This is a genomic window from Actinoplanes auranticolor, from assembly GCF_018332655.1.
GTDB classification, from domain to species: domain Bacteria; phylum Actinomycetota; class Actinomycetes; order Mycobacteriales; family Micromonosporaceae; genus Actinoplanes; species Actinoplanes auranticolor.
The window spans coordinates 1-18739 of sequence record NZ_BOQL01000082.1 but is presented as its reverse complement, the minus strand read 5'-3'; the positions used below and the strand labels follow the sequence as shown (position 1 = coordinate 18739).

Annotated in this window: 13 protein-coding genes and 1 pseudogene; 9 read left to right on the top strand and 5 right to left on the bottom strand. The window is 70.8% G+C overall.

What is annotated here, in order from left to right; translation table 11 throughout:
• Nucleotides 1-40 precede the first annotated feature (40 nt).
• On the top strand, nucleotides 41-679 hold the full coding sequence (locus Aau02nite_RS42525; protein ID WP_212994364.1) for a TetR/AcrR family transcriptional regulator: 639 nt from the start codon (nucleotides 41-43) through the stop codon (nucleotides 677-679).
• A gap of 266 nt (nucleotides 680-945) precedes the next feature.
• Here the strand turns inward: Aau02nite_RS42525 and Aau02nite_RS42520 are convergent, their stop codons facing one another.
• The 3 genes and pseudogenes from Aau02nite_RS42520 to Aau02nite_RS48160 all read right to left on the bottom strand — a co-directional run.
• A complete protein-coding gene (locus Aau02nite_RS42520; protein ID WP_212994363.1) occupies nucleotides 946-1497 on the bottom strand; it encodes an SMI1/KNR4 family protein in 552 nt (183 codons plus the stop codon).
• Complete coding sequence (locus Aau02nite_RS42515) at nucleotides 1491-5489, bottom strand: DNA/RNA non-specific endonuclease (protein WP_212994362.1); 3999 nt, start codon at nucleotides 5487-5489, stop codon at nucleotides 1491-1493. Before Aau02nite_RS42515 ends, Aau02nite_RS42520 begins: the two co-directional genes overlap by 7 nt.
• 294 nt (nucleotides 5490-5783) lie before the next feature.
• Nucleotides 5784-6044 (bottom strand): annotated as a pseudogene (locus Aau02nite_RS48160) (SDR family NAD(P)-dependent oxidoreductase); the annotation flags it as partial.
• On the opposite strand from Aau02nite_RS48160, the gene Aau02nite_RS42505 reads away from it, so the two are divergent.
• The 4 genes from Aau02nite_RS42505 (at nucleotide 6043) to Aau02nite_RS42490 (ending at nucleotide 10516) form a co-directional block, all read left to right on the top strand.
• Nucleotides 6043-6384 (top strand): hypothetical protein, encoded by a 342-nt coding sequence (locus tag Aau02nite_RS42505; protein WP_212994360.1) that lies wholly within the window; start codon nucleotides 6043-6045, stop codon nucleotides 6382-6384. The pseudogene Aau02nite_RS48160 and the gene Aau02nite_RS42505 sit on opposite strands and share 2 nt — an antisense overlap.
• Nucleotides 6385-6541: 157 nt before the next feature.
• The gene (locus tag Aau02nite_RS42500) at nucleotides 6542-6856 is read left to right on the top strand and encodes a DUF6507 family protein (protein WP_212994359.1); all 315 of its coding nucleotides are present in this window, start codon (nucleotides 6542-6544) and stop codon (nucleotides 6854-6856) included.
• A gap of 1 nt (nucleotide 6857) precedes the next feature.
• Complete coding sequence (locus Aau02nite_RS42495; protein ID WP_212994358.1) at nucleotides 6858-9767, top strand: hypothetical protein; 2910 nt, start codon at nucleotides 6858-6860, stop codon at nucleotides 9765-9767.
• Nucleotides 9768-10099: 332 nt separating this feature from the next.
• A complete protein-coding gene (locus tag Aau02nite_RS42490) occupies nucleotides 10100-10516 on the top strand; it encodes a hypothetical protein (protein ID WP_212994357.1) in 417 nt (138 codons plus the stop codon).
• Between the two features lie 187 nt (nucleotides 10517-10703).
• Here the strand turns inward: Aau02nite_RS42490 and Aau02nite_RS47980 are convergent, their stop codons facing one another.
• Nucleotides 10704-11270, bottom strand: a complete 567-nt coding sequence (locus Aau02nite_RS47980; RefSeq protein ID WP_369076763.1) for a PAS domain S-box protein — start codon at nucleotides 11268-11270, stop codon at nucleotides 10704-10706.
• 208 nt (nucleotides 11271-11478) lie between these two features.
• On the opposite strand from Aau02nite_RS47980, the gene Aau02nite_RS42475 reads away from it, so the two are divergent.
• On the top strand, nucleotides 11479-11907 hold the full coding sequence (locus Aau02nite_RS42475) for a diacylglycerol/lipid kinase family protein (protein WP_281421182.1): 429 nt from the start codon (nucleotides 11479-11481) through the stop codon (nucleotides 11905-11907).
• 324 nt (nucleotides 11908-12231) lie between these two features.
• On the opposite strand, the gene Aau02nite_RS42470 is transcribed toward Aau02nite_RS42475, so the two are convergent.
• On the bottom strand, nucleotides 12232-13239 hold the full coding sequence (locus Aau02nite_RS42470) for an ATP-binding protein (RefSeq protein WP_212994353.1): 1008 nt from the start codon (nucleotides 13237-13239) through the stop codon (nucleotides 12232-12234).
• Nucleotides 13240-13723: 484 nt separating this feature from the next.
• On the opposite strand from Aau02nite_RS42470, the gene Aau02nite_RS42465 reads away from it, so the two are divergent.
• From Aau02nite_RS42465 to Aau02nite_RS42455, 3 genes are all read left to right on the top strand, one after another.
• Nucleotides 13724-14872: an acyl-CoA dehydrogenase family protein gene (locus Aau02nite_RS42465; RefSeq protein WP_246595867.1), complete on the top strand. Its 1149-nt coding sequence runs from the start codon at nucleotides 13724-13726 to the stop codon at nucleotides 14870-14872.
• Between the two features lie 80 nt (nucleotides 14873-14952).
• Nucleotides 14953-16953 (top strand): SpoIIE family protein phosphatase, encoded by a 2001-nt coding sequence (locus tag Aau02nite_RS42460; protein ID WP_212994351.1) that lies wholly within the window; start codon nucleotides 14953-14955, stop codon nucleotides 16951-16953.
• Nucleotides 16954-17402: 449 nt separating this feature from the next.
• The gene (locus Aau02nite_RS42455) at nucleotides 17403-18470 is read left to right on the top strand and encodes a GAF domain-containing protein (protein WP_212994350.1); all 1068 of its coding nucleotides are present in this window, start codon (nucleotides 17403-17405) and stop codon (nucleotides 18468-18470) included.
• Nucleotides 18471-18739: the final 269 nt, after the last annotated feature.

Below are 18739 nucleotides of genomic sequence, written 5' to 3'. Positions count from 1 at the left end.
ACGCTCGGACGATGCGCGCCTCGCCGAACCACCACGCCTGATGCGGACGAGCGGGCCGCTGGACGCGGAGACGATCCTGTCCGCCACCGAGGACGTGCTGCGTCGCCACGGACCGGCCAAGGCGACGGTGGTCGACGTGGGCAAGGCGCTCGGTGTCAGCCATGCCGCCGTCTACAAGCACTTCCCGTCCAAGACGGCGCTGCGCGAAGCGGTCTCCCGGCGCTGGCTGAACCGTGACCGCGATGGCCTGGCCGCCATCGTGGGCGACACCGGGATCCCAGCGCCCCAGCGGCTACGCTCCTGGCTCGCCGCCCTGCTGACCTCGAAGCGGGCCAAGGCCCACGACGATCCGGAGCTGTTCGCCGCGTACAAGATCCTGGTCACCGAGGACAGCAGCGCGGCGCGCGACCACGTGGCGGACCTGCTGGGCCAGCTGGCAGCCATCCTCGCCGACGGCATGGCCGACGGCTCGTTCCGCAGCGCCGATCCGGCCGAGTCCGCCCGTGCTGTTTTCACCGCCACCACCCGCTTCCACCATCCCGGCCTCGCGGGTGGCTGGAAGGACCCGGGCATCGAGCAGGAACTCGACGTCATCTGCACCCTGCTGCTCGACGGCCTGCGAGCGGCCCCTCCCCGGCCGGCGAGCACCGGCCGGGGAGGGTCACACGGTCATCCCTGACTGTCGGGAGCCGACACCATCAGCTCGACACTCGGGGTTCGGCCCCGGCGCGGACGCCTGCAGGCCCCGGTGCTCGACCGAGCCGTCGATGAGACCGACGAGCAGCGAAACCATGCCGCCCTCCCGGTGACGAACTGGCTCTCCTTGCCCGGTTCGGGCATATGAACGGCCGGATACGTCAGCATGCTGTGGTTCTCACCCGCTTGTTCGCACTGCGAGCGACCCCTTCCCGGCCGGTGAGCACCGGCCGGGAAGGGGTCGCACGGTCATCCCTGGCTGTCGGAAGCCGGCACCATCAGATCGACTGTCGGGTTCGGTCCCGGCTCGGGCGGCAGGCCCAGATGCTCGACCGAGCCGTCGATGAGGCCCACCATCAGCGACACCAGGCCACCCTCGTGTTCCCACCAGTCGCCGTTCGACGTGTGGACGACGACCGGCCATCGGTCGGGGTCCGGGCCGTTCTTGCGCCAGAAGAAGAGGTCGCCCTCGTTGGATTCGCCCCAGGGAAAGAGCCCACCCTCGTGGGGATGGAACGTGTAGTCCTCCGTCATGTTGCGCTCGGCCAGGCGGGTCATGATCTCGAGTGTCCCGAACGCTCCCCGGGCGTAACCACTCTCGTTACCCGGTTCGGGCACCACGATCATCATGAAGTCGTCGTACGACAGGGCCGGATAATGATCCACGTACTCGCGGTAGTCCGACGGGAACGTGATCCCCAGGTCGGTCCGCAGCAATTCCCAGTCGACGGGCCGCGCGGTCGCCGAACGATGAGCCAGCAGCGCCGGCGCGACACGCTCCAGGTCACCCAGCGTCAGCATCCGGTGCCCAACTGAGGCGTGTTCGGAATGAGAAGGCTGAACAAGACCCTGCCGCTCTTCTTCAGGTAGGCGGTCATGTGGATTCCAGAGGGCCTCTGCGCTGTTGCCGGGGAGTACTGCAATTGTCCGCTGTAGATGATGATCTCCCCTTTGCCGAGGTGCGTGGCCATGATGTTCTCACACGTCTTCATCCCGCCCATGTTCATCTTCCGATATCCCGTGAACAGGTTGTCGGTAGCCGGTTTCCCGCGGAACCGGTCGGCGAGAATGTGCGTTCGATTGTAGGTGTACTTGCCTTCGGCATCCAACGGGATCGGGCTCGGGAAGTCGACGACGAACACGTTCTTGATGGAGTCCCGGGAGTTCGGCTTCTTGAGATCCACCGGGCAGAGGGTGGCCCTCACCCCGTTCGGCCGGCCGAAGGTCAGGGGGAGGTAGTGGTGCCTCTGCTCGCGCGGCTTCTCGCACACGCAAGGGTTGTCGGCAGCGTTGCGCCGGCCCACCGCGGGGCCCGCCTTGCCGGCGAAGTCGTCGTCACAGGCGTCGGGGAAGTCGACCTTGCACTTCTTCTTCGGACCCGCGGCGGCCGCCGCCCGAGCCTTCGCAGCGGCCCCGGCAGCCCCGATGGCCTCGCCGACCAGATCGCCCGTGATGTCCTTGATCAGGCCCTGCTGGCAGGCGTCGAGCTTCTTGGTGACATTGCGGATGACCTTGCGGGCCTTCTTGACCGCGTCCCAGAAGGACTTCACCGCCTTGGTCGCCTTGTACAGCAGCTTCAGTGCCTTGAACGCCCGGACCGGCCCGAGCTGCTCGGCTACCAGGATCAGACAGGACAGGATCTTGCCGCTGAAACAGGCCTTGATGTCGTCGACGTTGAAGAACTCGCCGATGAGCTGCGGCCCGTACTGCGTCAGGAACTGCGACACGTCACCGCGGGAGGCGGCGATGAACGGCTCGATCGAGGCGAACTGCTCGGTGGTCAGGTAGTCCCTGGCGTCGGCCAGCATCGCCGGGGTGAGTTCGAACGCCGCGTCGAGGTCGGCGTTCTCCGACGCCCGGATCTCCGCCGCGAGCCGCGCCGTCTCCGCTTGCGCCTCGTCGGCGTACTGGTTGGCCTTCTCCGCGTGCTCGGCCGTCTCCTCGGCATACTTCTCGGCGTCTGTGGCCGACTCGGCCGCGGCGTCGGCGTGCTCCTGGGCCTTGCGGGCGGAGTCCTGGGCGGCGTCGGCGTCGCGCTGCGCCTGGTCGGCCAGCCCGCGCGCCTTCGTGCTGAGCCGTTCGGCCTCGTCGGCGCTCATCCCGGCGATCCGGGCGTCCTCGGTGGCCCGGTTGGCCGCCGACCGCGCGTCCCGGGCGTCCCGTCTGGCCTGGGCGTCCGCGTCCCGCGCACTCGCCGCCGAGGCCCGGGCCAGCCGTCCCTGTTCCTTGGCCCGCAGCATGGCCCGCTTCGCGCGGGCGTTGTCCCGCGCCGCCGCGGCGGCGTGTTCGGCCGCCCGCGCAGCCGCCTGATAGGCCTCCTTGGCGTCCTGGTGCGCGGCCTCCGCGGCCTGCCCGGCCCGCACGGCCGCGTTCTGGGCCTCGACGGCCCGCGCTTCGGCGGCCAGGGCCTGCTCCTCGCTGATCTGTACGGCGAGATCGGCCACCTGACGCGCGAAGTCGGCGTTCACATCGGTCTGGGCGAACGGAGCGAGCAGCTCCACGGCCTCCGACGCCGGGATCAGCGCCGCGGTGGCCGACGAACGCGCGGCCGCCGCGGACCGGTAGGCGTTCTCCGACTGCACAGTGGCCGACGCGGCCTCATTGGCTGCCGCGGTCGCCTCGGTGAAGGACCGGTCGGCCGCCCACAGACTCTTGACCGCCGCGGTCGCCGCACCCCGTGCCGCTCGCTCGGCGGCTTCCGACGCCCTGGCCGCCTTGACTTCCTCGGCAGTCGCCGCAGCGGCCAGCCGCTGGGCCGCCTGAGCCGCCTGGTGCGTCCTGGCCGCCTCTGCCTCGGCGGCACTGGCCGCCCGGCGCGACGCCGCCGCGGCGGCGTCCGCCTTGTCCGCGGCGGCCCGGGCACGCGCCGAGGCACGCTCGGCCTCGGTTGCTGCCGCGTCTGCCCGCGACGCCGCAGCCGTGGCGTCATCGGCGTTGCGCTTCGCGCTGTCGGCGTCCTGCTGTGCCTTGTTGGCCGCGGCCCGCGCTTCCCGCGCGGCGGCCTCGGCCTCCACCTTGTCCTGCCCGGCCGGCAGCGCCGCCGCGGCGGCCTCGGCCGATCGCGCCTGCATGGCCAGCAGATCGCGCTCCTCCGCCGCATCGAACGCCGCGTCCCGCAGTGACCGGGCCCGCTCGGCCCGGTCACGAGAGTTGTCCCGAGCCGTCTCGGCCCGGCCCTCGGCCGCATCGGCGCGGGCCCGCTCAGCCGCGGCGTTGTCCTCGTCCACCTTGGCCAGCCCCCGCTTGCGACCGGCCTCGGCCGCCTGGGCCTGCGTGGTGGCGAGGTGCGCCGCGGCGTTCTGCCGCTCGGCCTCGGCGATCTCCCGCTGATCCGCCGCGATGTCCGCCTGCCGCTGCGCCTCCGCCTTGTGCTCGGCGGTCTTGCGGGCGTGTTCCCACGCCTCGGCGGTCTTCGCCTCGGTCGCCCGGCGGTGCGCCTCCGCGCGCGCCGCGGCCTTCTCGGCGGCGTCCGCCTCCTTCTTCGCGACGGCGGCGAGCTTCTCGGCGGTGTCGCGCTGCTTGATGGCCTGCTGCTTCCACTTCGCCGCCTGCTCGGCGCGCTTCGCGGCCTCGTCGGCGTGCCCGATGGCCTTGTGCGTGGCGATGGTCGCGTCGATCGCGTGTACGGCGGTCTGCGTCGCCTGGTGCGCGGCCTCGGCCGACAGCGCCAGCCCCTGGGCCAGCTCGGCCCACTCCTTGCCGTAGTCCAGCTTCGCCTCGTTGACCAGCACGTCGGCGGCGGTCGTGGCCCGGGCCGCCGCGGTCGTCGCCTCCGTGGCGAAGTCACGGGCGTCGGTCAGGTTGATCGCGGCCGCCTCCTTGACGGCTTCCAGGTCGCGCAGCGGACCCCGGGCCTCCAGGATCCGCGCGGCCCGCCGGGCGTTGATCGCCCCGCTGGTCAACGCGTTCGCCGACTGCTTCAACGCCCTCAGCCCGGCACCGTGCGCCTGGATCAGGGCGGCCCGCGCGTCGTTGGCCTTGCGCGAACGCACGGCGAGGTCGGCGGCATCCTCGATCGCCTTGAGCTCGGCCTCCTGCGCGGCGATCAGCTCTTCCCGCGCCTCCGCGTCGAGCTCACCGGCGATGACGAGGCCGCTCTCCAGGAAAGCCGCGATCGCCGCATCGTTGCCGGCCAGCGCCTCGACCGCGTCCGCGTGCACATTCGGGTGCTCGGCGTCGTTGGTCGAATCGACGATCAGCTGCACCCGGGCCCGCAACTCGGCCGCCCGGTCCTTCTGCCGCTGGGTGAGCTCCGCGTCGCGTTCCCGGGAGATCTTCGCCCCGTACGCCTTGAACGCCTCCCGGTCCCGCGGCTTGGCCGTCGGAGCGAGGACGCGTTCCACCTCGGCGTTGAACACCGGCCCGCCGGTGTCCCGCAGCAACTTGATCTCGGCGACCAGGGCCTGGTCCGCCTTGACCCGGCGCTGCTCGGCCTTCTTGACCGCCTGGCTGTAACCGCCGTTCGGCGCGATGAACGCGGCGATCGCCGCATCTCCGGCGATGATCGCCGCCGCGGCGGCCTCCCGCACCTCCGGATCGGCATGCGCCTCGGCATACCAGGTCATCAACTGGTACGTGACGTCGTCCGTGCTACCCGCCCGGGCCGTCTTCGGCGCGAACGACGGATACTTGAAAAGGTCCTTGAGTGACTGCCCGGGCACCTTGGCGGCCGGCGCCGGAGCAGGAGGCGGCGGCGGAGCCGGCGCGGCGATCGCCCCGTCCGGCGTCAGGCCCGCGAGCAGGGCCGCCGCAGCCGCCGTAGCGACAAAACGGCGCAAATGTCTGATGAACAAAGCGACTCCAGTCCAATGTGTGTGGACCCCCGTCTGGTCCGCAAGCCACCCGAACATAAGCCATGGTCAATGTTTTGTCCGCCCTTGGCCGCGGTCCACCGGTCCGGCCGACCTTCCGCCCCCGACACGGTCCACTGTGTGTCATTCCGCGAACGAGGCGTCGAGGTCGCGGCCAGATGAACCGCAGGGGACGCAGCTGCCGGTCGGCTTGGGCCGGCCCGCACTCCGCCCACGCCGGCAGCGGCCCGGTTTCCGACGATTCGATCCGGCGGCCGGCCGGAGAAGAACGCAACGCATGAGACCACCGGCATTGTTCGCCAGCACGTCGATGCGCGGGTAGGCGTCGAGCAGCGCGGCGGCCAGCTGCCGGACCTGCCGGAGGTCGGCGAAGTCGGCCACGTGGTATGCCACGCCCAGCCGGCGGGCCAGGGTGCTGGTCTTCTCGGCGGATCTGCCGATCAGGACGACGTTGTCGCATTGGGCGGCGAGTTGTCCGGCGGCGGCCGCACCGATGCCGTCGCTGGCTCCGGTGATGATCACAGTGCGCTCGTCCATGACGCCTCCCGTCACCGCCCCCTCGTACGCCTCGAAGCGCCCTACGAGCGGCTGGGCCACGCGTTCGACGACCTGTGATGCCGGGGCTTTCCGTGGCCCTGGACACCGGCGAGGACTGGCGATCCTGGGGGCGACCGCCGGCCGGGAACGGCTCGACGTGGTCATCGAGCTCGCCGACGCGGACACCGGCACCGTATGCCGCAGCGGACGGGTGGACCGGGCCGACTTCCGGCTCCCGCTGAAGCGGCTGTTGCGCCGCTCGCCGGGCGTGACGATCCTCAAGCTGGTCGGCGAGAGACTGGCGCCGGCCGTACCACCCGCCGGTCCGTCCTGCTGGTGACGGTGACGGCCGGTCGTGACCGTCGCGGTGGCCGGTACCGGTCAGCCGCGCAGCCCGGCCAACGTCGCCGTCAGCCCAGCTCAATGGGCGTCCTGCCCGCCTCGGCCGCGGTTCCGGCACCTTGACACCCCCGGCCGCCGGCTGGCGTCATGACCTCATGGCGAAGTGGGACATCGATCCGCCCGGCGTGTCCGGTGTGGTCAGTCGGACCGGTCAGCGGGCCGCGGGCTTCGACGAGGCGGCCGGCCGGACCGGCAGCGCGCTCAGCGGAGCCGCCGGTTCCTGTGGCAGCGAGATCGTCGCGGCGGCGCTGGCCGGCTTCGCCGCGAACAAGGCCGCCCCCATCGACGCGGTCGGCCAGCAGACCGCGCGGATCCTGACCGGGGCGGTCGAGGCGAGCACCGCGTACGTCGAGGGCGACCTCAAGATGGCCGCGACGGCCCAGGCCAACGCCACCGCCGTGGGCGGTTGACGTGCCCATCAACCCGGCCGGGATCCCTCAGTTCACCGGCAACCTGGAGACGACGCAGCGGCACGCGGACGAGCTGACCGCCGCCGGCAGCGACTTCCGCCTCACCGGGCAGGACGTGCACGCCACCTGGCAGGGGCTGGCCGCGTTCTACGACGCCCCCGAGGCGGCCGACCTGTTCGGAGCGACGCTGCGGGTGCGCAACGACGCCGATGCGGTCGCCGACGACATCCAGGAGGTCGGCGCGGCGCTGACCCAGTACGTCCAGGTGATGCGCCCGATCGTCGCCGACCTGGAGCGGCTGCGTGCGGAGGCCCTGGCGTTCACCGCCGGGATCGCCGGCGACGACGACTGGCGCGGCGACGAGGCCAAGGTGAATCAGAACAACGACCTGCTCCGGCAGGTGGACAACCGGCTGGCGGCGATGGCGGCCGCGGAACGGCAGGCGGCCAACCGGATCAACGCCCTCTTCGGCGGCACGCGGTGGGTCGCCGACGACGGCAGCGGCAACCCGGACGCGTACGGCTTCGACGCCGCCGCTCTGCCCGCCGACGCGGCCCGGCCGTGGGGCACCGCCGAGACGCCCGACTACCCCTGGTACACCGACGTGTGGGACTTCGTGGTGTCGGACAACGTCGGGTTCTGGGTGGACGGCGCCGCGGGCGCGGTCACCGGCACGTTCGACATGGTCAACATCTTCGACTGGGAGACGTTCACGGCCTCCTGGGGCGGGCTGTGGACGGTGACCGGAGGCGCCATCACCGACCCGGGCACGGCCGCGGAGGGCTGGCTCGCCGCCGGCGCTGACTTCGTCGCCGCGGACAAGTGGGCCGAGGATCCCGGCCGCGCGATCGGACAGGTCACGTTCAACTTCGTCACGGCGTTCCTGGTGCCCGCCAAGCTGGCCGCGGCCGGGCGGGCCGGCACGGCGGCGGCCGGGGCGGGCCGCACCGCGCAGGCGGCCGGGGTCGCCGGGCGGGTCGCGGACGTGGGCCGGGTCGTCGCCAGCCTGACCGCCACGGTGGGCAGGCTGGACCGGCTGCCCACCGTCGCCGATCTGGCCCGGCAGGTGGACCTGCACTTCCAGGACGTGCTGCGGGGCAGTCCGGAGCTGCGGCAGGCGTTGGCGGACGCGGACGCGCTCGCCCGGACCCCGGCGCCCCCGGCGCCGGCCCGGGTGGAGCAGCCGGCGTTGGTCGGCGCGGGGGCGCCGGCGGAGGCCCCGGTCCGGCCCGGAGGGGTGGACGCGCCGGAGCTGCCCGGCCGGGTCGAACAGCCGGTCACCGTGGGCGGCGGTGGCGACCTCCCGCGCGGTGGTGGCGGCGCCGACCTGCCGCGCGGCGGCGGTGGGGCGCAGCTGCCCACCCGGCCGGGCGGGCCCGGCGACGTGCCCGACCCCGGGCTGCCCGACCCGGAGGCACCAGACCCGGAGGCACCAGACCCGGACGCGCCCGACCCGGATGGGGACGGGGACGATGTCGGCAACCCGGTCTTCCCCGGCGTGCGGCCCGACGCCCCGGTCGTCCCCGGCGTGCGGCCCGACGGCCCGGCCGTGCCCGGTGTGCGACCCGACGCCCCGGTCACCCCCGGCGTGCGACCCGACAGCCCGGTCACCCCTGGCGTGCGACCCGACAGCCCGGTCACCCCTGGCGCGCGGCCCGACAGCCCGGTCACCCGGCCGGTGGAGCCCACGCCACCCGCACCGCGGCCCGGCGGCCTCCCGGACGGCCCTCTCGAGCCCCGGCGCACCGCTGATGACCCGGCCGCGGACCCCGGCCGCACGCCGCAGGACACGCCCGCGCCCGACCGCCCCCGGGACCGGCGCCGGCCGCTCGGCGACCCGGCGCTCGACCCGATCCGATCGGACCTCGACGACACCACGCGCACGGCGGACGCGCAAGACGGCGCCGAGCCGGCCACGGATCCGGCCACGAAGCCGGTCAGGTACGGCGCGGAGGACTTCCCCGACGGCCCGGTGGGCAAGGACGCCAGCGGCCGGGACCTCTACCGCACGCCGGACGGCAAGGACCACCTGCTCCACGATCCAGTTGACACCTGGCGCCACGCCGACGGCAGCCTCCGGCGCGGCGGCCGGTACGCGTCCCTTGGCGATTCCAAGATCGAGAGGTTCCCGGTACCGGAGAGCAAGGCGAGCCTGCTCCGGGTGCGGCCGGGCGAATCGCCCGTCGACGACGCGCTCCTCGAGGCCGTGGCAGACCGGCGACAGCAGGTCGCCGACATCCGGGCAGCCTGGAGCGCCGAGCTGAAAGACATCGCCGCCAAGCTGGAGCAGGCGGATATCAAGATCAAGGAGGGACAGTTCAGCGACACGGACTTCGTGCGGTTCCTGGAGAAGGCCAGCCCGTACCTGGACGACGCGGAATTCGAACTGCTCGCCGAGCAGGGGCCGGAGTGGGCCGTCGAGCTGCGCCGCCTGCGCGAGACCAGCGAGCTGCTCGGCGTCTCCGGCACCGACCTGCTGGTGCACCGGCTCTTCCCGGACGCCGTGCCGATCAGCGGCGGGGAGAAGGTCCGGGGCGCGCCCAACCTCCTCGACCGGACGCTGTACGACCCCGCCTCGCGAACCACGGTGATCACTGAGGACAAGGGTGTCGGCGGGAAGCTGACCGACCGCATGGTGCCGGACCCGGCAAATCCGAACGGCAAGCAGGTCCGGGCTCAGCAGATGAGTCCCGAGTACCTGCGGGATCTGCTGCAGACCGACAAGAAGCTCGGCGAGGCGCTCTCCGGCGAGCAGAATGCCGAGCTGCGGGCCGCCGTCGAGGACTCCATCCGCAACGGCCGGGTCCGCTACATCCTGGTCCGCACCGACGCGAACGGCAAGGTCACGCACGAGGAGTACCAGCTCGACCCGAAGCGATGGGATCCGGGCTCCATCCAGCTGCCCGAGTGACCCGCTCAGTACCCCAGGTCGATGTGGGCCCGGCGGAGATCGCCCCGCCGCCGAGGGCCCGGCCTGTTTGCTGGTCTCACAATGCTCAGGTGCGAGGAGCAAGATCGTCTGCCGGATCTCTCCCATGATCGAGACATGGTGGTGGAGTTGGTGGCACCCCGTCGCGCAGACACCGTTCGTTCAGGCTGCGGCCGGCTGGTCCAGGTGGAGCGCTCCACTGGACGAACGACCCGGACCAGCCGGCCGCGGTCTGGCTACCTCCGGCGTGCGGCGAGAAGCCGCCGGACTTGGGCATCCCGGAGACGCCGGGTGCACGTACTACCCTGCCGATCATGGTGGAGCGGCCGACGGCATGGTGGCGGGAGAACGTGGCGGCAGAGGTGGCCGAACTGGCGGCGGGAACCCTCGACCCCAACGAAGCCTTCGCAGCGAAGTTGTTCCCAACGGAGATGCTCACTGACACTGAAGAGGTGTTCGACAGGTTCGAGGCCGATGTCGTCGGCCTGGTCGACCATCGATGGGAACCGGCGACCGACGAAGAAATCTTCGACGTCATCGAGCGCACCGTAAAGTCGCTGAACGTTGTCAACGCCCGGTACGACGGAGCGGCGTACAAGACCGGCGAGCGGGAACAACTGTGCGCGTACATCGAGCGCGTGTTGGACAGTGCAGCGATCGACGTAGACGCGTTCGCCGGCCGCCATGGAATGACTCGTCACGAGATTACAGACGAGTGGCGAGAATGGTGATCTTCGACTGACGCGCATGGCACGTGAGCCCAGCGCCTCCTCAGTACAGGAGCTGCTGGGCTTCGCCGTGTCTGCGTCAGCTGCGCGCACCGTCGGGCCGCCGCGCCGGAAGCGAAGCGGCAATGCGCGGCGTGTCCCGAGCGGTGCCTTGAAGATGAGGTGTCGACGGGCACTTTGTCCAATGTGCTCAGTCGCCCGCAGTCGGTGGCGGCGGCAATGCGCGAGACGGTGCTGGAGGCGAGCGAACGGCTCGGCTACACCCAGGGCGCGCCCACCGCGACGGCGGCGGCGCACTACCGGCGTAACGGCTTCGCGACGTGGCTGCTCCAGCCGGCGCCACCGGCCGGTACCCGGCGAAGGCGCCCAAGGTGCCCGGCCGGTTCCGATGTTCATAGCGAGAACTCTCGTCCGAGTCACGACTACGACCGAACAGGCGCTCACACTGGGCGTTGACCAACTCGATGGAACCCGCGGCGTCGACGCCCAGAATGGCGTCCGGGGCAACCTCGATCATCCAGCGGAACTTCGCCTCGGCATCCTTGCGGACGCTGACGTCATGGACGGCCGCCGCGACGACTGGGCCGTCCTGGGTATCGACGACGGACAGCCAGATTTCGGCGGGGAACTCGCGGCCGTCTTTCCGCTGTCCGACCAGCGTCACCGCGGCGTCGGCGCGGCGTGGGTGATCTGCGTTGTCAAGGTGGTTCGTACGGCGCGCGGGGTATACCCCTCTGCTGGCCGCCTCCTGGAGGATGATCTCTATGGGCTGGTTGCTCAGCTTGTCGCAGTCGTAATCGAACAGACGCTCGGCCTAGGGGTTCACGAGCAGGATCAGACCGCTTGATCGATACCCACAATAGCGTCCGGCACGGCTTGGAACACCGCTTCGGCTCGTGAGGCGTACTCAGGTAACGCCGTCGTCGTGAAGCCGTCGGCCTTCACACCGCTGGCGGAGCCGGTGCATCGCTGACCCGCGTCACGCTCGAGCTCGGCCCCGCACCGTCATCGTCGGCAACGTCGGCCGGCTGCAGGGCGGCATGCGGCAGCTCAACGACGCCCAACCCGACGACGGACTGCTGGACGTCGCCATCCTCAGCCCTCGGACCCTGCGCCACTGGGCCGCTCTCGGCTGGGGCGTGCTGCGCCGCAAGCAGACGGTGCCCGGCATGGAGACCTACACCGCCACCCGCGTACAGATTCGCAGCAAGCGCGCCCAGCCCCGCCAGCTCGACGGCGACCTCATCGACCCCGGCAGAAACCTGACGGTCAGCGTACGGCCCGAGGTCCTGCTGTTCTGCGTGCCGCAACCCGCGACCGATCCCGACCTCGCCCACGATGCCGGCGCCGTGGGCGGTCAAGCTGGCCGGGTGCGCGAAACGGCGGGATTCTGACGAGAGCGAAGGCCGACGACCGAGATCCCGTCCACTCCGAGCGATCTCGCGATCGATCTCATCCTGAACGCGGTCGGCGCGCCGCTCGGCAGCGCCCAACGCGGCGATCCAGGGCGGGGACTTGGACCGCTCAACGCTCCCGCCCGTCTGCCCGACCGGTCGGGGATGACCGCACTGGCTCGGTCATGCACCCCCGGTACGGTCGCCCTGCCCGACGGCACCTCGAGCCTGCACCAAGCGCCAAGGAGGCCGGGACGCGAGCGTCAACCCGTCCGCCTTCTCCGTACCGGACGTATCGGCGGGCTGGTGGCGGGCCTGGCAGCGTTACACCGGCGGCTGCATGAGCTGTTGCGGGAAGTGCAGCCGAACCGTCGTACGGCCGGGTTCCGAGACGACGGTGACCATGTCGGCGAGTTGGCGTGCCAGCCACAGCCCGCGGCCACCGGCGGCTGCGGTCAGCGGGTGAGGGCGGTAGTAGCCGGCGGTAGCCGGGATCGGCTGGTTCCCGGCGTCGTCGCATTGGACGAGCAGGGTGTCCTGGTGGTGCCAGGCACGGACCCGGACCGGAGCTCCGCCGTGGCGCAGTCCGTTGGTGGCCACCTCGATCACCGACACGACGAGGTCTTCTGTCGCTTCCTCGGCGAAGCCGCGCCCGACGGCCCAAGTGTTCATCGCCGAACGCAGGCCGCTGAGTTCGGTGACCTCGTGCAGCGTCACGTCGCGGTCGACCTGCGGGGGCACCGGCCGCAGGCCCGGATCGCGCCGTTCGGCCAGGTACCGCTCGGGCGGCAGGTAGTGCGGCGACGGGGCCGATCCGGCCGGGGTCAGTTCGTACGCGTGTGTGGCCCGGACCGCGTCGATGACGGTGTCGCCGTGGTCACGGCGGTCCCAGATGCAGGTCACTGCCGACCCGCCGAGGGCGTACGTGTCGTTGCAGACCGCTTCGTACGCCAGGTAGGCCGCGACCCGATCCGCGCGGGATCCGGAGTCCACGGCGCTGATCACGTCCGGTTCGGCGATCACGTGCACGCGGCGGCCGGCCTGGTGCTGTGCGGCGAGATAGCGGCGGAACCTCTCGTACGCAGAACCGAGCCGCTGGTAGAACGCGGCGGGGTCACCCCAGCTCAGCACCTTACTGGGCACCTCCGCGGCAGACCCGGCCAGCGCGGCGCGGGTATTCGCGCCGACGACCAGCAACACCTCGTCGTAGATTGCCGCCGCACGGTGCAGCTCCGGTCCCAGCACGGTCGGCAGGTCGAGGTCCGCACTGATGATCAGCGCGTTGTGGACGAAATTCGGCATGTGCTGACTGGCCGCTTGATCCACGGTCATGGCACGACCATCGCAACCGCTATGGTCCGTACGCAAAGCGTCATGATTGTGATCTTCTCAAATCCTCCCATAGCGGGTACGCGGGTCGCGCCCTCGCCAGCGGTGCAGGCCGAACGGCACTGCGTCGGCGGACTCGGTCCAGCGGTACCCGCGCCGGGTACACCCCAATCCCTCTACCACCGAACTGCTCACCATCGTCCCGCGGGCCCGCGAATCGCTCGTCGCCGACATCACCATGGCCCGTCGGTATGCGGTGATCGCCACGTCGCTGGGTCAGAAAGGTCAAACCCGGGAGGTGCGGAATAGGAACGAGCCCCAGCCCTTGTCACACCTCGGTGTGCCAAGCCCGCGGTGGATCGCGGCCGTGGCAGGTGCAGTGCCGCGCGGGAGCGCTCCCGCCGAGCCGCGGCGACCCGGTGGGTGAATACTTGACGCCGAGCAACCATGTGGGCATGACGGTACCGGGAGGTGTGACGTGGCGAAGATGGAGCTTGGCGCCGTAATCGCCGCCGCGCAGCGGGTAGCGGACAGCACCGTCGCAGCCGAGGCCCGCGTGGTGGACCGCGAGGGCCGCTGGCCCGAGGCGAGTTTGAAGGAACTGCAACGCGAGCTGGGCGGTCTGGTCGTCGACGAACGCCTCGGCGGTCTCGGGCACGGCTTGTCGGCCGTCGCGCGGGTCGGGGAGATCATCGGCCGCCAGTGCGCCTCGACTTCGATCTGTTTCGGCATGCATCTGGTCGCGTCGGCTGTGATGGGAGCCAAAGCGACCGTCCGGCAGGAGCAGGAGTTCCTGCGCCCGATCGCTGCTGGTGAGCATCTGAGTACGCTGGCGTTGTCCGAGCCTGGCACGGGAAGTGAGTTCTGGCTGCCGCAATGCCGCATGCAGTCCGACGGTGACACTCTTCGGGTCACCGGTACCAAGAGTTTTGTCACCAACGCCACGCACGCCGACTCGTACGTCATCAATCTGGTCCGGGCGGCGACCCCGGCCGCCGCGGGCAGCTTCTCCGTCGCGGTCCTCGACGCTGCGACCCCGGGCCTGCAGTGGGGCCCGGCCTGGCACGGGTTCGGGATGCGCGGCAACGACTCCCGCGCGCTGCAGATGCACGACGTGCCGCTGGACGCCTCTCGGCTGCTGGGCGAGGAGGGCGACGAAATCTGGTACGTCTTCAACGTCGTCGCACCGTTCTTCCTGATGGCCATGGCCGGCACCTATCTCGGCGTGGCGACGGCGGCCCTGGAGACCGGCCGGGAGCATTTGAAGCGCCGGCGTCACACCCACAGCGGGCGGCAGCTGTCGACCCACCCGGTCCTGCAGCACCGGCTCGGGACCCTGTGGGCCACCGTCGAGCGGACCCGGCGGCTGTTGTACTTCGCCGCCGAGGAGGCGGAGTCGGCCGGCCCGGCGGCGTTGCTGGCCTTGTGCTCGGCGAAGGCCGAGGTGGCGCAGACCGTCGACACGGTCACCAACGAGGTGATGACCCTCGCCGGCGGAATCGGATACGGAACCGACAGCGACCTGCACCGTTATCTGCGCGACGGTCGCGCGGCGCACGTCATGTCACCGACCACGGACATCCTGCGGACCTGGGTGGGGCGCGCACTGCTCGACGAGCCCCTGCTGGAGGACTGACCGGCGTGTCACGCCGTATCGTCCTGGCGGGCCTGCCGACCGTCGTCGTCGACGCCGCTGTGCACGGCGACACCCAGGTGTTGCAGATCCCGCTGAGCGGTCTCACCGTCGAAACCGTCACCCAACCGGTCGACGGTCACCACCCTGACTGCGCCGTCGTGGTCGTCGGCCCCGACGCCGCCGATGCCTTCGCGGTCGTGCATGCGCTGCAGCCGGCCCGCAGCCGCATCAGCGTCATCGTCGTCGGCGGCACGCCGACGGCCGGCATCGACCCCCTCGGGCTGATGGCCGGGCGGCACGTCGTCCGCATTGCCCGCGACCGGCTCGACGAGCTCAACGGCCTGATCGCCGAGCGGTTCGCCGCCGTCGAAAACGAACGCCGCCACCGAGACCTCCGTGCCACCGCACAGGCTCAGCTGATGGCGAGTCGTGCGAACGTACAGCGCCGAGTCGGTGAACGACTGTTCGGTGAGATGCTCGCCCGAGCGCCCATCAGCGTTGTTCTGGCGGACCTGGCCGGCAGGATCGTGGCCTGGAACGACCGCGCCAGTCGATTACTCGGCCTCACCGAGCCCGCCGGCCTGAGCAGCGACGTGACCCAGTTGTTCGACGACCCCGCGGCGGTGGCATCACATCTGGGCCTGAGCGCACCAGGCCGGCCAGACGACGAGATGACCGGCCCGCTTGCCGGCGATCACGCAGCCACGTTCAGCCTCACCAAGGCCGACACCAGTAGGTGGCAGCTACGCCTCACCGGACAGCGGATCACCGACGACGCCGGGATCGCGCGCATACTCGTCATCGCCGAGGACGTGACGGAGACCGTCGAGAACCAGCGGCAGATCCTGCGACACAGTCGGCAGAGCCTGACCGCCGCGGAGGTAGCCGCGGCCATGACCGCGACCGGGCCCTTGGACCAGGCGCTGCGCCGGTGCAGCAACGTCATCACCGCCCAGCTCGGATTCGCCGCCACGGCGATCTGGATCTACCACCGCGACAGCGACGCGTTCTCTCTGCAGGCCAGCTCCGGGCCCGCAGACGACATCCTGCGGGCACACTCGGACGTCGCCATGGGCGAAGGCCTGATCGGCAATGTCGGGACCGACCGGAAACCGACCATAATCAGCGAGCCAGCCCTTGTGGGGGCCCACACTCCGGAGCGGTACTCCTTCGCCGGCTACCCACTGATCAGCGGCGATGAACTGGTCGGGATCCTCGGACTGCTCCACGGCGGATCTCCCGGTCCCGACACCCTGGCCCCATTACCCGCCATGGCCCGTCAAATCGCCGTGGGCATCCGTCAGTCCATGCTCTACCAGCAGAGCGTCACCATCGCCGAAGCGCTGCAGAAGCCGCTTCTGCCACCCACGCTGCCGCACATCACCGGCCTGGACCTGGCTGCGCGCTATCAGGCCCACGGCGACAGCACCCGCATCGGTGGTGACTTCTACGACGTGTTCGAGCTGCCCGACGGCCGGTACGCCATCGTGCTGGGCGACGTGTGCGGCAAGGGACCGGAAGCCGCCGCCGTCACCGGACTCGTGCGACACACCATTTGGACCGCCGCCCAGCACCGAGCGGAAGCGGACTACGTCCTCCCCCTGGTGAACCGTGCCCTGCTACGAATCGGCGACGCCCGGTTCTGCACCCTGACCTACGGCGTCCTCGAGCGCGCCGCGCACGGCGGCGCCACTGTTCATCTGACCTGCGCCGGGCACCCTCCGCCGGTCATCCACCAGGCAGGCCGCACTCGCCTGAGCATCGCCCGAGGCACCCTGCTGGGCGTCACTCGACGCCTCAACCTACGCGCCGAGACCGTGGTGCTGTCCCCCGGAGACGCGCTCGTCTGCTACACCGACGGGTTCACCGAAGGCGCAGGCTCGCACGACGAACGTCAGCCCGCCGACATCGCCGACGACATCGCCGCCATCATCTCCACACCCCAGGTCAGCGCGTCCGGCGTCGCCGACGCCCTGCTCTCACGCACCCGGACCCATCTCGGCACAAACCTGCGTGACGACCTCGCCGCGCTCGTCATTGCGGTACCCGCCGGCGATGCCATCGGCGGGCTGGATCAGTAACCCTGGCGACAGGTGGGACCCGGGCGGAGCAGCGCCCGGGTGCCGCTATGGATCGCGCGCCCCCGACGACCGCGCAAGCTGTCCTCCCGGGCCGGCGTCGGCTGATCACCAGGCTTGGCGGTACCACGGTGATCAAGGTGACGATCGCCAGCGTCATGGCTTGCACAAGCAGCGGCCTCAGCGCGCCCCGTGACCGCAGCAGAGAAGGACTCCTGGCAGACGAGGCCCCGCCCGGCGGTGCAACTGCGTCGTCTCTACCGTCGTCGTGACTCGGCGGCCGCCAGAGCCTCAGTCGTGACAGCCGGCCGACGACTGTGAACTCGGCCCACCTTCGCGCGGCGTTGGTTGCCCTCGTTGGTCCGAGATCGTAGACGCGTGTCAGCATAGGGCCGCGAACCGCGACCGAGGTTTGTCTGCAAGCCTCGGCCGCCTGGCCGAAAGGCAAGGGCATGGACTCCTACGACACGGCAGGTCCAGTGCCACCGGAAGTTCCCGAAACCTTTCCCACCGGGCAACGGCTGCACAAGGCCACCGACTGGTTCACCACCGCGGACGTGCTCGGTGACGAACTCGTCCCCGTGCTGGCGGACTGGTGTGCCGTACACGTGCGGGCCTCCGTCGTTGAGACCCTGCGCGCCGGCACGGCCGTTCCGCTGGCCGAGCTCGGCCTGGCCCAGCCGATCGACGGCGAGCTGTTGGAAATGGTCACGCTGCGGCACCGCGACGCCGAGCGTGAACCGATCATCAGACAATGGGCCGCCGAGAGACCGGTCCGCACCGGCGACGTCTACGGCGCGGGACGTGTCACCGCCACCGGCAAAACCCGCTACATGCCTCACGTCGCACCGACGATGGTGCATGCCGCGATCACCGACCCGCAACAGGTGGCTCAGTTTCAACGGCTGGGAATCACCAGTTCCATCGTCGTGCCCCTGTACACCTCGACCGGCGCACTGCTGGGCGCCATGACCCTGCTGCGTGAGCTCGACACCCGCGAGCCGTTCACCCCGCAGGAGGTGCTGGCCGCCGAACAGTTCGCCCGGTCAGCCGCCGAGGCACTCGACGCTTCCCGCATCGCGACGGTCACCGCCGAACCTCCAGCGCCGGGAACCGGCGATCAGCGCAGCGCCGCCTGGCGACCGCCGCACCCGCGTGCCGCCACCATCAGCACCGACGGCCGCAACTGGGCTCGGCGCACACTGCCGGAGATCCTGACGCATCAACCCCGGCGAGACCTGTACGACGACATGGACCTGATCTTCACCGAACTGCTCAGCAACGCCGTCCGGCACGGCGGAGGGCTGTGCGAGGCGCAATTGTCCAACACCGGTGACCATCTACGCCTGGTCGCCGCCGACAACGATCCGCGCGGCCCCGCGATCCGAGCACCTCGCATCGACCGGCCCAACGGACGCGGTATGCATCTCATCGCCGCGATAGCCGACAGATGGGGCGTCCACCGGCTGCACTCCGAGATCGGAAAACGCGTCTGGGCCGATCTGCGCATCACCGCGTAGGCATCTCGCAGTATCCATCTCCGGGACTATGCGGCGGTCCGCGGCCGGGCCTGCCCGATCGCGGCAGGCTTCGGGACCCGCCCTACGGGCAGGATTGTCTCCACCCACGGCACCAGGACGGAAGGCCGGTATGAGCAGTCTGGAGTCGTTGCGGCAGCTGCTGCGACAGTCGCACCACGCCAGGCCGGAGGATCTGCCGGAGATGGCCATGCGGGCCGCGCCGATGGTGGAGGCGACCGCCATGGTCATCTACCTCGTGGACCATCAGC